We start from the raw sequence: 13,622 nt of genomic DNA, 5'->3' as shown, positions 1-13,622 counted from the left end.
GGGACGCCGGGAGCGACCGGGGCGGGGACGCGAATCGCGGCTCCGCCCCGGGTGCGAACCGTTTCCCGGATCAGTGGCCGATGGCGGCGCGAACGTCGTTGGCGATGGCCTCGTCGATCCTGCCGTCGGGCGCGCCGCCGACGCCGATCCCGGCGATGGGGAAGCCCTTGTGGATGACGGGGACACCGCCGGGCAGCACGAGCGTGCCGGGAATCTGCTTGATCGTCTCGTTTCCGGCCAGCGCGCTGGTCGGCTGGCCGAACGCGACGGCGGTGTAGGCCTTGCGCTTGGCGGATTCATAGGTCTGCGGGCCCGCCTGGCGAGTACGGACCACGAGCCGGATGACGCCCGACCGTTCCATGATGACGAGCGTCACGCGCTGGTTCCCGTGCCGGTGCGCCGAAAGCACGAAGGCCCTGGACGCCCGCACGAGCGCGCTGTTGGACAGCACCGTGTCCTGCGCCGTGGCGTCGCCGTGCCCGCCCTTGCCGCCGTGCCCGCCCTGGACGGTGAGGGCGGCGGACGGAGTCGCGGCGGACGCGGTCCCAGCGCCGCCGAAGGTCCCGGCCGCGACGGCTCCGGCCACGATGGCGCCGCCAATGAATTGCCTGATCGACATGGCTCCCCGATTCTCTGACATGCGATTACATAGAGTAATCATCCAAATATGGAAGGTAATGGAGTCGGGATCGGGGGACAACCCGGCGTGCGCCGTGAGCGGAGCAACTCTCGGGAAACGAACGGCCATGGTTTCCACAAGGCGGCGCCCATGGCGGGCCTGCGGCGGTGGCGAACCGCTTCGGTTCCAGCCCTTGCTTCGACCGCCGGGACCGCGGGTGAAGGGCCCCCGGACGACCGAGGGCTCTTCGCATGCTACTTCTTGATCACGTCCTGGGGGAGGCCGCCGCGGGGGGCGGGTTCAGCGGCGGCGGGGTCGGGTCACCGAGCGGGGAGACGTGCACGGTGCGCTTGTCGGGCAGTTCGTCCTGAAGCCAGTAGGCGTCGAAATAGGAGTCCAGGCCGCCCGGACGGAGATCACCGCGATGCACGACGCAATGCGTGCGCTCGCCGTCATGGACGACGAGATGGGCGTTGAAGATCTTCTGCACCTCCAGCGCGTCCGCGTACGGGGTGGCCGCGTCGTTGGTGGCGTTGAACAGCAGAATGTTCTTGGGCAGGTCCCGCGTGTGCCCGACCTTCACCGGCGTTCCCGGTGTGGCCTGCCAGAACATGCAGGGCGCGTTGTACCAGACGTTGAACCAGGTCGAGAACGGCGCCTCGCGATCCATGCGGGACGCGTCGGCGCGCCACTTCCGCCAGCTCTTCGGCCACTTCACGTCACTGCACTGGATGGCGTGGTAGGCGGCGAACTCGTTGTCGTCCTGGCCGCCTGCCGTGGTGGCGCCGAAGGTGTCGAGGAAGGTGTCCAGGTCGCCGGATTTGTAGGCGGAAAGGCCGGAGGCATAGGTGTGCCAAATGGCCTGGGCGCGCCGGTAGGCGACGTTCTGGACGGTGTCCACGAGTTCGGCGGCACCGACCGCGACGCCGTTCTTGACGATGGGCGATCTGGTGAGCCTGGACTCCAGGTCGTAGTAGAACTTCCGTACCGCCGCCTGGGTCTTGCCCAGGTGATAACGGTCGTCATATCGCGCCAGCCAGCCGAAGTAGTACTCCATGTTCTCGTTGAACGCGATGTTCTGGGGAGCCTGGGCTTCGTACCAGACATTGGCCGGGCCGGCATTGCCGTCCAGCACCATCTTGCCGACCCGCTTGGGGAACACCGTGGCGTAGACCTGGCCGAGGTAGGTGCCGTAGGAACCGCCGTAGTAGTCGAGCTTCCTGTCACCGAGGGCGGCCCGGATGATGTCCATGTCGCGAACCGCGTCGATGGTCTTCATGTGGTCGAGCAGGTTCACCGGCGTTCCCTTGCCGTATTTGCGGGCGCAGGCGTCGGCGTAGGACTTCGACCGCTTCAGCCAGGCCGCTTCGAGCTTGGGATCCCCATGGCCGTAGGCCGGCCGGGGCGCGTTGCCGTATCCGGTGTCGCAGCTGAGCGCGGGCTTGCTGAAGCCGATGCCGCGCGGGTCGAAGCCGATGACGTTGTAGGCCGCCCGCATCGGCGCGGAGTTCTGGGCATAGAAGGCGGGGCCGAACAGGGATCCCTTGGCCCCTGGACCACCCGGGTTGACCACGATGTCGCCCTTGGCCTTGCCGGGGCCCTGGTGCGGGGTCCGGGTCAGCTGGAGCGTGATCCTCTGGCCGTCCGGGCGGGCGTGGTCCAGCGGGACGTCCAGCTCGGCGCACTGGATGATCTTGGAGACGGCGACCGGTCCGAGGCGGTCGTAGCGCTTGACCTCGTTGACGAGTTCGGTGTCGCAACCGTGCCATTTCAGATTCGCGGGACGGAACACCTCGGGCGTCCCCGCGTCCGCGGACGCGCTTGTGGCACCGACTCCGGCGATGCTCAGACCGGCCGTCGCGACCGCGACGATAACCTTTTTCACAAATCCCCCGATTGGCTGTCACTGCCATAGGCAGGAAGAACGCTATGGCGCGCCGGCGCGGCCCGCCCATGGGGCTCTCCGGAATGCCCGAGGTAGGGCTGGCCCCACCAGCGCACGGCTGAAGCGAGAGCCGTCCGTGGCGCCATCAGGATTCGCGAGCACTAGGGCGCTTCTGATGAATCTTGGGCGGACCCAACGAGCAACGTGGTTGTTGCTGCTGTGGCAGCAGGTCGCCGAGAGGTGGTTTGTGGAGCCGTTCCAGGACCCGCAAGGTCGCCCTGATGATCCATCAGAAACGCCCTAGTGAGGGGACTGCTGGGAGTGCCTGGGCAGGAGGCCGACCAGCAGGAGCGCCAAGGCGAAGATCCCGGCGCAGACGGCGAACACCAATCCGGCCGCGGCGAGATAGGACGCGGTGGACGGCCGTCCCACCCGGGCGAAGAAGGCGGTGCCGAGCGCGGCCACGCCGATGGCACCGGCGAATTGCTGGGCGGCGTTGAGCATTCCCGCGCCGGTGCCGACCTCCTCGGCGCGGGCGTCGCCGAGGATGTAGTCGAACAACGGGATGAACAGCAGCCCGGAGCCGATGCCGGTCACGCACAGGGCCGGTGCCAGCCTCCACATGGTGATGGCGTCGCCCCAATGCGCGGTGCTCCACCACAGCCCGAGCAGGCCCACGATGGCAATGGAAAGACCCAGGTGCAGGCTGGTGCGTCCGAGCCTCTCGGCGAGCACCGCGCCCGACAGCAGCGTCGCGGCGGCGGTGCCCACCGCCCAGGGGACGAGTGCGAGACCGGTGCGCAGCGGCGTCCAGCCCAACCCCGACTGGAGCAGCAGGTTGACCACCAGGACGAACCCGCTGAGCGCGGCGTAGAACCCGCCGACGATCAGCAGTCCCACGACGAACCCGCGCCTGCCGAACAGCGACGGGGTGATGACCGGATGGTCGCTACGGCGCTCGGACGCGGCGAACAGCCCGAAGGCCGCCGGCGAGGCGGCGATCATCGCGAGACTCCACGCGGGCCAGCCCAGCTCGCGGCCCTGGATGAGCGGGACGATCAACAGCGCCGAACCGGCGGTGAGCAGGCCCACCCCGGCGAGGTCGAGACGGGCGCCGCGATCCTCGCCGCCGTGCCGTGGCAGGACGTACCAGCCGAGCGCGGCGGCGAGGACGCCGAACGGGACGTTGATCAGGAAGATCGAGCGCCACCGGGCGCCGAACAGGTCCAGGTGCAGCAGCCAGCCGGCGAGCATCGGGCCGGCCACCATGGCCAGCCCCATGATCGGGCCGAAGGGCGTCAGCGCCTTGCGCAGGTGCTCGGGCGGGAAGACGATCTTCACCAGCGCCATGCCCTGCGGGATCATCACCGCCCCGAACAGCCCCTGGAACAGCCGGGCGCCGATCAGGAAGCCCGCGCCGGGCGCGAGGCCGCAGGCCAGTGAGGCGAGGGTGAAGCCGCCGATGCCGACCAGGAACAGCCGCCGGCGGCCCACCAGGTCGCCGAGCCTGCCCGAGGTCACGAGGCCGAGCGCGAAGGCGGCGGTGTAGGCGGACAGCACCCACTGGAGGGTCATCGGCCCTCCGCCGAGATCGGCGCGGATCGAGGGCCCGGCGAGGTTGGCGACGCTGGTGTCGATCAGGTCCATCAGCTCGGCGAGGACCACGACCACCAGCACCAGCCAGGCCCGGCCAAGCGGGAGCGGAACCACCCGTGTCGTTGTTGACGAACTAAGTTCGGTAGTCACGAACTAAGTTCCTACATAACGAACTAAGTTCGTGTCAAGCTATAGTGGGCGGCATGCCCGCCGATCCCCGACGGCGCCGCGCGGCGGAACGCGCCGCCCGCCACGCGCCGCCCCAGGCCGACCCCACCTCGCCCGCGCCGCGCAAGAGGCCCATCACGCCCGACCGGATAACCGACGCCGCGTTGCAGGTCATCGCCACCGAAGGCTACGACGCGCTGACGATCCGCCGGGTCGCCGCCGTGCTCGGCACCGGCCCGTCCTCGCTGTACGCGCACATCCTCAACAAGGACGACCTCGACGACCTGCTCATCGCCCGGCTCTGCGCCGAGATCGAGATCCCCGAACCCAACCCGGCCAGGTGGCGGGAGCAGATCCTCGACGTGTACGGGCAGATCCGCGACCAGTACCTGAAATACCCCGGGGTCTCCCGCGCCGCGCTGGCGATGGTCCCCACCCACCTCGAAACGCTCCGGGTCGGCGAGGGAATCCTGGCGATCCTGCTCGCCGGAGGAATCGATCCGCAGACCGCCGCCTGGACGCTCGACGCGCTCACCCTCTACGTCAGCGGCTACGCCCTGGAGCGCTCACTCGTCCAGCAACGGCAACGCCGCCGCGAAGACGCCTGGGTCCTCAGCCGGGAGGAGCTCATCGACCGGTTCGGCGCCCTCCCCGCCGACCGCTTCCCCTACACCCGCCGCTACGCACCCGAACTGACCTCCGGCACCGGCCACGACCGCTTCGACTTCACCCTCACCTTGATCATCAACAACCTCACCACCCGAAGCACCCCCTGACGCGACGCCCCTTGGACGCGGAGTCCCGACACAGAGCCGCGACATGTACCCCCACGCAGGGACCGGTGCCGCACCACCGCACGCCGCACGCCGCAGCACCCCCTGAACCGGAGCCCCTGAACCGGAGCCCTTGCCACGGCTCCCGTGACGCAGGGCCCGTGACGCAGGGCCCGTGACGCAGGGCCCGTGACGCAGGGCCCGTGACGCAGGGCCCGTGACGCAGGGCCCGTGACGCAGGGCCCGTGACGCAGGGCCCGTGACGCAGGACCCGTGACGCAGGACCCGTAAGGCAGGCCCGTGAGGCCGGGCCCGTGAGGCAAGGGCTGTGAGGCAAGGGAGGCAAGGGCTGTGACGCAAGGGCCGTGTGACGCAAGGGCCGTGTGACGCAAGGGCCGTGTGACGCAAGGGTTGTGATGTGGGGGGGGGGTGGCGTGGCGTCCGGGGACGTGGTGTCCCTTGATGCGGGGCCCCTGATGCGGGTCTGGGACGTGGGGGCGCTGATGTGGCGGGGCGCCGCGTCCGGGTGCTGTTTCGTCTTCTCGCCTTGAGGTGAACTGTCGGACCCGGGTGGTCGGCTTCTTCCATGCCGCTTCATGTCGCGAGCCGTCGCCGCACCACCCTTCGCCGGGACTTCCCCGACGCGCTGATCCTCGATGTGACCTCCCGGGGAGCCGAGCCCTGGGTTCGCCTCAGCCCGTTCTATCCGCACGGCGGCATCCCGGTGCCCGGCCATCCGGACCGGACGTCGCAGTCCGTCGAAGGCGTCTGGCAGGCGCTGAAGGTGTTCGCCGGCGAGCAGGAGGATTTCACCAAGCTGGACGTCGCGACGATGAAGGGCATCAAGCGAACGGTCCGGCGGCTCGGCCCGCCGCTCGGCCACCGCCTCGACGGCCGACTGCTCGGATATGAGCGGGCCCGGCGCCTGCTCTACCTCCCGACCTATCGCTGGATGCTCGACCACCGCGTCCCCGAACTCGTCGCCGAACTGCGCGGACTCAGCGACCACCGGACCGTCGTCCTGCTCGACTACACGACCAACGGGGACGTGGCCGACCTCTCGACGCCGCTCTCCCACGCGGCGCTCGTCGCGCAACGCGTCCAGCAGACGTGACAGGAGGCCCCGGAGCCGTCCGGCTCCGGGGCCTCCTTCCAACGTGTCAGGCGGACGGGACCAGCGTGACTTCAGCGGTCATCGTCCGAGTTCCGACTGTGGCGGTGACATGAACCTTCTGAGGCGAGGTCACCCTCTCGGCCGCGAAGCGGAAGTCCTCTCCCAGCACGTTCGGACGGACCGTCTTGGTAGTGGGCGGATTGAGCAGAGGACTGTCGCTCGTGAGGCGCACGACGGTTCCGCCCGTCGGGGAGAGTCCCCAGAGCGAGATCTCCCCGTACACGTATACGCCGTCCGACTCGGGGCGCAGCGTGAACGCCTTGAGGCCGGGGCTGACCGTCACGGGCTGAGCGAGGAGGTCGGCGCCGTACCGCGCGGCCACCTTGGTCTTGAACTGGTCGGATGGCGCCTCCCTGACCTTGAGCGGGAACGCGGCGGTCGTCCGCCCGGCCGGGACGATCGCGAGCGGCGGCACCGTCACGCGCCGGTCGCCGGTGGCGAGGCCCACCGCGATGTCCTCGGACGGGGCGCAGCTCGCCTGGACCGTGCCCGTCACCTCGTCGGCGGTGAAGAGGTCGGGGGTCGGGAGGGAGAACCCGGTCAGATGGGGATCGCAGGCGCGCGCGGTGCCGGTGGCCGGGGCCGCGGCCGCCGGGCCGGCCTGGAGGGGCAGCAACGCCACGAGAGCCCCGGCGGTCGCTGTGAAGATCGTGAATCGGCGCATCAGGCCCTCACCCCGTAGGCGCGGATGAACGTCTGGCTCACGGTGTTGCCGTCGGCGTCGGCCGCCTTGATCCGCAGGGAGACGAAGCCGGGAGTGTCCGGGTTGGTCACGGTCGCGGTCCAGTTGCCGCCTTCTTCCGCGGCCGAGGCCGCCTGCCAGGTCTTGCCGTCATCGGCGGACGTCTCGACCGACATTGAAGTGATCTCGGGTGCGGGCAGGCCCGTGACCGGCTCCACCTTCACCGGGATCTGTGTGCGGGAGCCCGGCGCGGCGGTGTTGGCGTCGTCCAGACCCGGCACCGCGAGCCGCAGCAGGTGCAGCGGAAGGATCTGGCTCTGCCACTCGATGTGGTGCGACTCGAACGACCACTCGGTCGTGATCGCGGTGGAGAACTTGGCGATCTCGGGGTGGGCGGTGCGGTTCCAGGTGAGGGTGTAGCGCTTGGACTCAGGCGGGAGGGTGGCATACAGCTGTCCCGTACCGGTACCGATCGTCTGGCCGTCCGCGGTGAGGGTGAACGCGTTGGCCGTCCGGTCCATCGAGCCGGTCCGTCCGGACGCGTCGGTGTACTGGTCGTAGGCGGACACCGACAGTTGACCGTTCGAACCGCGGTACGGCCTGTTCTCGGCGAAGGCGCCCGGGGCGAGGACCGCGCCGTTCCAGACGTCGTCGCGTTCCCCCCGTTGCGCCTCGATCCGGTAGTCGGCGATCTCCGCCCACTTCCCGTACTCGATTCCGTAACCCAGCTCCCGGCTGTAGACCAGGCCCGGCTCGATGTAGGTGGTGACGGTCTGCGGGAGGGTCACCTTCAACCGCATCTTGTCGACGTAACCACCCGTGACGTTGAGCTCGCCGAAGCCGGAGAGGTTCACCGAACGGAAGTGGTTGCGGGTCACGCTCAGCTCGTCCGGGCTCGGGTGCCACACGGTGGCGGACGGGATCCGTCCGTCGAAGCGCCGCCTCAGGATGTAGGCCGCTCCCGGGCCGCCGGTGGCGTCGCGCTTGCCCCACCCCGTGACCTGGAAGCCGACGTTGTCCTTGACCTCGTCCGGGCCGTGCCAGACGGCGAAGACCGAACCCTCGGGCCCCACGGCGTTGAAGCTGTACCAGGGGGTGTCGTACCAGGCCTCGATCTCGCCGGGAACGCCGATGCCCTGAGGGCTCAGCTCGACCGGCCTGCCCTCGCGGGCGTCCATCCGCAGGTCGAGGTCCCAGTCGTCGACCGTGACCCGGTGGTTGATCAGGGTCTCGCCCGCGCCGGTGGTGATCGCGGTGGTGATGTCGTAGGTGCCGGGCGGCAGTTCGAAGACGTCCCTGCCGTTCACGACCTCGCGCATCCAGCGTCCGCCGTCCGAGACGCCCCAGGCGTAGACCCAGGTCGGCTGGGTCGGCACGGCGCCGTCGCGGTCGAGCAGGTTGACCGCGACGTTGTACTTCTCCCGGCCGACGTCGGCCACGAGCGTGGTCGTCACCTTCGTGGTTCCGTCGGTGCCGGTCGCGACCAGGGCACCGAGGTAGCGGCCGTGCGGGATCTTCGCGCCCCGGAAGGTCAGCGTCACCTTCGCGGTGCCCCGGGCGGGAACGGTCACCTGGCCGGGCACCTGGAGGAGCGCCGCGGGAGCCGGGGTCGGCTCGCCGCCCGGGCCGTTCATGTCGGCGGCCAGCCGCAGCGTGACCGGCTTCGACCCGGTGTTGCGGTAGGTGAGCGGGTAGCGCCGCGTCAGGTCCGGAATGCCGGGTGAGGCGAGGTCGGCGACGATGGAGTTCGCGGACGCGGTGACGGGCCCGACCGCGGCGGCGGGGGCGGGGACCGGTGCCCGGAGGTCGACCGACACCGCCGTGGAACCGAGCGGCTCGCCCGCGGCGGAGGAGACCTGGACGGTGCCGTGGTAGGCGCCGGGCTTGGTCCCGTCGCGACGCAGTTCCAGGTCGACCCCGGCCTCCCGTCCGGCCTGGACGGTCAGGGAGGTCGTCGACAACCTCGCCAGGGCGGCGGGGACCGCGCGTCCGGAACGGTCGCGCAGGTTCACTTTCAGCCGCACCTGCATGGCCTTGCGCGTGTTGTTGCGGTAAGTGATAGCCCGGCTGACCGGCTTGGCGGCGGTCTTCGACCAGGCCAGCGGGACGTTCAGGCGCCGCGGGGCGACCGCGAACGGCGCCTTCGGACGTTTGGAGGTCACTTCGTAGGGTCTTGGCGCACGTTCGGTGTAGCTCGTTCCCGCGACGGCCGCACTCGCCCCGGAAACGGCCGCCACCGTACTCGCCGCCAGGGTCAACGCGACCGAGGCGGTGATGCCGACATGACTTTTCACGCCATCACCTCAACTGAGGGTAGGAGTCCAATTGGTCAACATTCGCAAGCAGGACGTGCGAATATGGCCTTCGGTTTACCGTGGAACTGTCGAGCGATCTCTGAGCCTGTCAGATCGCTCTAAAGTCAGCCGCCGCAGGCCGTTGCAAACGATCTGAACAGCGGATATCGCGCAGAGTCCGCCCGCCATGACGGAACGCTTCGATACGGCTGGAGCGGGCATTCCGGCGAGTGGCCGCCCGACCCTGTCAACCTCCGATGGAAAGGACGATGCGGTTGGCGGCCTTTCTCCTGAGGCCCAGGTTCAACCGCACCAGTGATCGGCCGTCGTCGCGGTCGGCGATGACGACCTGGGTGAGCAGCCCGGACTTCGCTTCGGCGCCGAGGGCCTGGCGAGGCGCGGCGAACACCATCTCGCCGGGCTTGGAGGCGCTGCCGGTCTTGGCGTACATCAGGACGCGCTGAGAGGTCACCACGACCCACACCGCCGGTATCGAGGCATAGACGAACAGGCTGCCGCCCCCGGTGACCGCCGTCGTCACCAGCCCCGCGGCCACACCGGCCGCCAGATTCTTGCCCAGGTGCTGCTTCATCCCCTGTTTGAGCTGGGCGACGGTGATGACTTCGATGGTCTCCCCGTGTTGCAAATCAGCGCTCAGATGGCCCCGCAGCTTGGCTTTCGACCCCATGAGATCCCCTCGAACTCGCACCCGAAGTGCAAGGATCATAGAGCGGGAAGGGCGCCGGGGTCGCGTCATTTCGGGGAGGTCGGAAACGAACTCCCTAACCAGGGGAAATCTGGTTGCCGCGCCGTCCGAGGGCGGGCCGTATTAGAGCCGTGTGGCCGTGCGGATGAGTTCGGCGAGGGCGCGGGAACGGCTGTGGGCGGGCCAGACGATATGCGTGACGACGGCGGGCGCGTCGGTCAGGGGCACGGCGGCGTGCTGGGCCCAAAGCCAGGCTCGGGCGGATTCGGGGATAACGGCCGCGGTGCGTCCGAGGGCGATCAGCTGGGCCAGTTGGGTCATGTCGTGGATTTCGGGGCCCGGACCGGGTGGAAACACGCCGTGGCGGGCCCAGCGGGCCAGCGGCAGGTCGGGAATGTCGCCGACCTCGTCCAGCGACAGTGTTCCGCGCGCGGCGAGCGGGTGCCCTGCGGGCAGGATGGCGATCTGCCCCTCGGTCAGCAGTTCCTCGCTGTCGAAACCGGCGAGGGAGTTGAACGGCGTGTGCATGAGCGCCACGTCGGCGCGGCCGTCGCGCAGCATCTCCCCCTGCTCGCAGATGCCGCTCGGCAGCACCTCGATCCCGGCGGCGCCGGGCTCGGCGGCATAGGCGTCCAGGAGTTCTGTCAGCAGTTCGTGGGACGCGGCGGCCTTCACCGCCAGCACCAGGCGCTCGCCGGAGCCCGAACCTCCGGCGCGCCGGGTGCGGCGGGCGGCGGCGGTGACCGCGTCGAGGGCCGCGCGGGCCTCGTCCAGCAGCACCGTTCCGGCGCCGGTCAGGGCGACGCCCCGCCGGTCGCGTTCCAGCAGCGTGACACCGAGGCGCCGTTCGAGCCGCTGGACGGCCCGGGACAGCGGCGGCTGCGCCATGCCGAGGCGCGCGGCGGCACGTCCGAAGTGCAGTTCCTCCGCGACGGCCATGAAGTACCTCAGCTCGCGCGTCTCCAAGCTGTCCATGGGCAGAGCGTATGCGGTGATACCTCCCCGGTATCACAGCGCACTTCATCGGTGTTGGAGCCGCCGCTCGGTCGCGGGCGAGCATCGACGCATGAGCGAAGCGAGAGTCGCGCTGGTGACCGGCGCGAACAAGGGGATCGGATACGAGATCGCGGCCGGCCTGGGCGCCCTCGGATACCGCGTGGGCGTGGGAGCCCGCGACGAAGGACGCCGCGAGTCCGCCGTCGGGAAACTGCGCGCCGCCGGGGCGGACGCTTTCGGCGTCCCCCTGGACGTGACCGGCGACCAGAGCGCCGCCGACGCCGCGAAACTGATCGAACGCCGGGCCGGACGCCTGGACGTCCTGGTCAACAACGCCGGAATCTCAGGCGAGGCGGGCCCGGGATGGGTGCAGGACCCGACCACGCTCGACCTCGACGTCGTCCGCGCCAATGTCGAGACCAACGTCATCGGCGTCATCCGGGTGACCAACGCGATGCTGCCGATGCTGCGGCGCGCGCCGTCGCCGCGCATCGTCAACATGTCCAGTTCCGTCGGCTCCCTCACGCGGCAGACGGATCCGGAGGTCGAGGTCGGCCCCGTCATGGCGGCGTACTCGCCGACGAAGTCGTTCCTCAACGCCGTCACCGTGCACTACGCCCGGCACTTCGCCGGGACGAACCTCCTGGTCAACGCCGCCTGCCCCGGACTGGTCGCGACCGACTTCACCGGCTTCCAGGCGCCCCGCACCGCTGAGCAGGGCGCGGCGATCGCGATCCGGCTCGCCACGATGCCCGACGGAGGCCCGACCGGCTCCTTCTTCGAGGACGACGGCGTCATCCCCTGGTGAGTCCGCGCTAGTTGGCGAACCCGCCCCTGGGCCGGATGATCTCCAGGTTGGTGCCGTCCGGGTCGTTGAAGTAGGCGACCTGGGTGCCGAGTGCCTCATCGGGGGTGACCTCGCCCGCGACGAAGGTGTAGTCGTCCCCGAGGAAGCCGTAGCCCGCCTCCTCCATGCGCCGGTGCACCGCGTCGAAGTCCTCGACCTCGAAGCACAGGTGCATGGAGCCCGGACGGTTGGCCGCCCCGTGCGTCGGCGTGCCGACCGGGTCCTGGAACTGGATGAGGTCGATCCCGATGTTGTCGAGGTTGAACGTGGCGTACCGGAGCTCGGCGTTGGGCAGGCCCTGCGTCCCGCCGAACGGCACGCTGCGCATGGTCTCGTCCGCGACGATGGGGTCCCGTCCCGTGAGGGCCCTGTAGAACGCGATCGACGCGTCCAGGTCCGAGACCGAGATCCCGACGTGGGCGGCCTGAGTGAGGTTCATCGGAGTGCTGGAGACAGCCATGATCCATTCCCGTCTTCGCAGTGGTCAACGGTCCTTTTGGCCGCTATGCCCGATGGGGCTGGTTCACACCTCGTCCCATCGCCGCTGGTGATGACCTAACGTGACTTCATGCTGACCTTGAGTGAGGTTCGTGTCGCGTCTCCGACGGACCTCCCGACGTGAGCGCGGTCGCCGACGCCGGGCCGCGCCGCGCCGTGTCCCCGCTGGAGCTGTTCTTCGACGTGGTCTTCGTCTTCGCCGTCGGGCAGCTCGCGGAGCACCTGCACACCGAGCTGTCCTGGCGCGGCGCCGCCGAGACCGCCGTGATGGTCGTCGCGGTCCTCGGCACATGGGTCCTCACCAGCTTCGACGCCACCTTCCTGGACATCACGCGGGCCCAGACCCGAGGGCTCGTGCTGGCGGTGATGGGCCTCGGCCTGTTCATGAACGCCCAGATCCCGCACGCGTTCGCGGGCCGTCCGTGGGCGTTCGTGGTGCCGCTCGTGGCGATCCTGCTGCTGACCGGCACGACGGCCGCCGTGACGGCGTCGGTGGCCGTACTGCGCAGCCACTACCACCGGGTCCTGATCTGGGCGGCCGTCTCCGTCCCGCTGTGGCTGGTCGGGGCCGCGGTGGACCATGACGCCCGGATCGCCTGGTGGGCCGCCGCGGCCGCGGTCGATCTGACCGGCACATGGCTGCGGCACCCGCTGCCCGGCCGGGTCTTCCCGTCCCGGTACTTCGTGTTCGACGCCGAGCACATGGTGGAGCGCATCCGCCTGTTCCTCATCCTGCAACTCGGCGAGACCGTGCTGACGATCGGCTCGTCGATCACCGACGCGCCGGTCGACGCGCCCACGGTGGCCGCGGCCCTCGGCGTGTTCGTCGCGCCGGCGTGCCTGTGGGCCACCTACTTCCTCGGCGGCGAGGAGATCGTGACGCGGCAGGTCGCGTCCACGTCCGACCCGATGCGGTCGATCCACCGCGCGGTGAACAGCACCTACGGCACGCTGACCGGCCTGGTGGCCCTGGCGGTCGGATCGGGGCTGGTGATCGGCCACGCCTCCGGGGCCGGGACCGTCCGGCTGAGCCTGCTCATGTTCGGAGGCCCGATCCTGTACCTGGTGGCGCAGGCGTGGTGGTACTACGTCACCACGGGACGCGCGTGGGCCGCCCGGCTCCTCGCCTGCGCCGCCTGCGCCGCCGCCGGAGTCGCGGCGCGGTGGCTGTCGCCCCTGGTCTCCGTCCTGATCCTGGACGTCATCCTCGTGGTGCTGGTCATCGTGCTGACACGGGTGCACCGCCAGGTCGCCGAGGCCCTGGAGGCCAGAGGCGAGGACCGGTCATGAACGGGGCGCCGGGCCGGGGGACGCGTCCTAGCTGGACGTGGGCGACGCGGTCGGTCCCGGCGTCGGCAGGGTGATCCGCCAGGTCGCGTCCGGG

At 69.9% G+C, this 13,622-nt stretch carries 12 protein-coding genes; 4 read left to right on the top strand and 8 right to left on the bottom strand.

The window, feature by feature from the left end:
• Positions 1–70: 70 nt before the first annotated feature.
• The 3 genes from GNZ18_RS02970 to GNZ18_RS02960 form a co-directional block, all read right to left on the bottom strand.
• Positions 71–619, bottom strand: a complete 549-nt coding sequence (locus GNZ18_RS02970; protein WP_156214488.1) for a GlcG/HbpS family heme-binding protein — start codon at positions 617–619, stop codon at positions 71–73.
• A 265-nt stretch (positions 620–884) separates the two neighbouring features.
• Positions 885–2,504, bottom strand: coding sequence for an alpha/beta fold hydrolase (locus tag GNZ18_RS02965; RefSeq protein ID WP_156214487.1), 1,620 nt, complete (start codon positions 2,502–2,504; stop codon positions 885–887).
• Positions 2,505–2,804: 300 nt separating this feature from the next.
• On the bottom strand, positions 2,805–4,214 hold the full coding sequence (locus GNZ18_RS02960) for an MFS transporter (protein ID WP_216651138.1): 1,410 nt from the start codon (positions 4,212–4,214) through the stop codon (positions 2,805–2,807).
• Positions 4,215–4,303: 89 nt separating this feature from the next.
• Between GNZ18_RS02960 and GNZ18_RS02955 the strand changes: the two genes are divergently transcribed.
• A complete protein-coding gene (locus GNZ18_RS02955; protein WP_156214486.1) occupies positions 4,304–5,044 on the top strand; it encodes a TetR/AcrR family transcriptional regulator in 741 nt (246 codons plus the stop codon).
• A gap of 583 nt (positions 5,045–5,627) precedes the next feature.
• Complete coding sequence (locus tag GNZ18_RS02950) at positions 5,628–6,155, top strand: DUF6939 family protein (protein WP_156214485.1); 528 nt, start codon at positions 5,628–5,630, stop codon at positions 6,153–6,155.
• Between the two features lie 46 nt (positions 6,156–6,201).
• Here the strand turns inward: GNZ18_RS02950 and GNZ18_RS02945 are convergent, their stop codons facing one another.
• The 4 genes from GNZ18_RS02945 to GNZ18_RS02930 all read right to left on the bottom strand — a co-directional run bounded on the left by GNZ18_RS02945 (position 6,202) and on the right by GNZ18_RS02930 (position 10,872).
• Positions 6,202–6,879, bottom strand: coding sequence for a hypothetical protein (locus tag GNZ18_RS02945; RefSeq protein ID WP_156214484.1), 678 nt, complete (start codon positions 6,877–6,879; stop codon positions 6,202–6,204).
• On the bottom strand, positions 6,879–9,059 hold the full coding sequence (locus GNZ18_RS02940) for a hypothetical protein (RefSeq protein ID WP_156214483.1): 2,181 nt from the start codon (positions 9,057–9,059) through the stop codon (positions 6,879–6,881). The genes GNZ18_RS02945 and GNZ18_RS02940 overlap by 1 nt, the downstream gene beginning before the upstream one ends.
• A 379-nt stretch (positions 9,060–9,438) precedes the next feature.
• Positions 9,439–9,879, bottom strand: a complete 441-nt coding sequence (locus tag GNZ18_RS02935; protein WP_156214482.1) for a hypothetical protein — start codon at positions 9,877–9,879, stop codon at positions 9,439–9,441.
• A 141-nt stretch (positions 9,880–10,020) separates the two neighbouring features.
• A complete protein-coding gene (locus tag GNZ18_RS02930) occupies positions 10,021–10,872 on the bottom strand; it encodes a LysR family transcriptional regulator (RefSeq protein ID WP_156214481.1) in 852 nt (283 codons plus the stop codon).
• A gap of 91 nt (positions 10,873–10,963) precedes the next feature.
• Between GNZ18_RS02930 and GNZ18_RS02925 the strand changes: the two genes are divergently transcribed.
• Complete coding sequence (locus GNZ18_RS02925; RefSeq protein ID WP_156214480.1) at positions 10,964–11,701, top strand: SDR family oxidoreductase; 738 nt, start codon at positions 10,964–10,966, stop codon at positions 11,699–11,701.
• 7 nt (positions 11,702–11,708) lie between these two features.
• Here the strand turns inward: GNZ18_RS02925 and GNZ18_RS02920 are convergent, their stop codons facing one another.
• Entirely contained in the window at positions 11,709–12,179 is a 471-nt protein-coding gene (locus tag GNZ18_RS02920; protein ID WP_173390621.1) for a VOC family protein, read from the bottom strand.
• Positions 12,180–12,358: 179 nt separating this feature from the next.
• On the opposite strand from GNZ18_RS02920, the gene GNZ18_RS02915 reads away from it, so the two are divergent.
• Positions 12,359–13,528 carry a low temperature requirement protein A gene (locus GNZ18_RS02915; protein ID WP_216651137.1) on the top strand — a complete coding sequence of 390 codons (1,170 nt, stop codon included), beginning with the start codon at positions 12,359–12,361 and terminating at the stop codon, positions 13,526–13,528.
• Positions 13,529–13,622 lie beyond the last annotated feature (94 nt).

Source organism: Actinomadura litoris (assembly GCF_009733595.1).
GTDB lineage: Bacteria > Actinomycetota > Actinomycetes > Streptosporangiales > Streptosporangiaceae > Spirillospora > Spirillospora litoris.
Note: the sequence above shows the minus strand (reverse complement) of the source record. Positions and strands in the feature narration are given on the sequence as shown.

Coding starts and splice junctions, on each gene's coding strand:
- GNZ18_RS02920 (WP_173390621.1), bottom strand. CDS start 12,179: ATGAACCTCACTCAGGCCGCCCACGTCGGGATCTCGGTCTCGGACCTG.
- GNZ18_RS02955 (WP_156214486.1), top strand. CDS start 4,304: ATGCCCGCCGATCCCCGACGGCGCCGCGCGGCGGAACGCGCCGCCCGC.
- GNZ18_RS02930 (WP_156214481.1), bottom strand. CDS start 10,872: ATGGACAGCTTGGAGACGCGCGAGCTGAGGTACTTCATGGCCGTCGCG.
- GNZ18_RS02925 (WP_156214480.1), top strand. CDS start 10,964: ATGAGCGAAGCGAGAGTCGCGCTGGTGACCGGCGCGAACAAGGGGATC.
- GNZ18_RS02945 (WP_156214484.1), bottom strand. CDS start 6,879: ATGCGCCGATTCACGATCTTCACAGCGACCGCCGGGGCTCTCGTGGCG.
- GNZ18_RS02950 (WP_156214485.1), top strand. CDS start 5,628: ATGCCGCTTCATGTCGCGAGCCGTCGCCGCACCACCCTTCGCCGGGAC.
- GNZ18_RS02935 (WP_156214482.1), bottom strand. CDS start 9,879: ATGGGGTCGAAAGCCAAGCTGCGGGGCCATCTGAGCGCTGATTTGCAA.
- GNZ18_RS02970 (WP_156214488.1), bottom strand. CDS start 619: ATGTCGATCAGGCAATTCATTGGCGGCGCCATCGTGGCCGGAGCCGTC.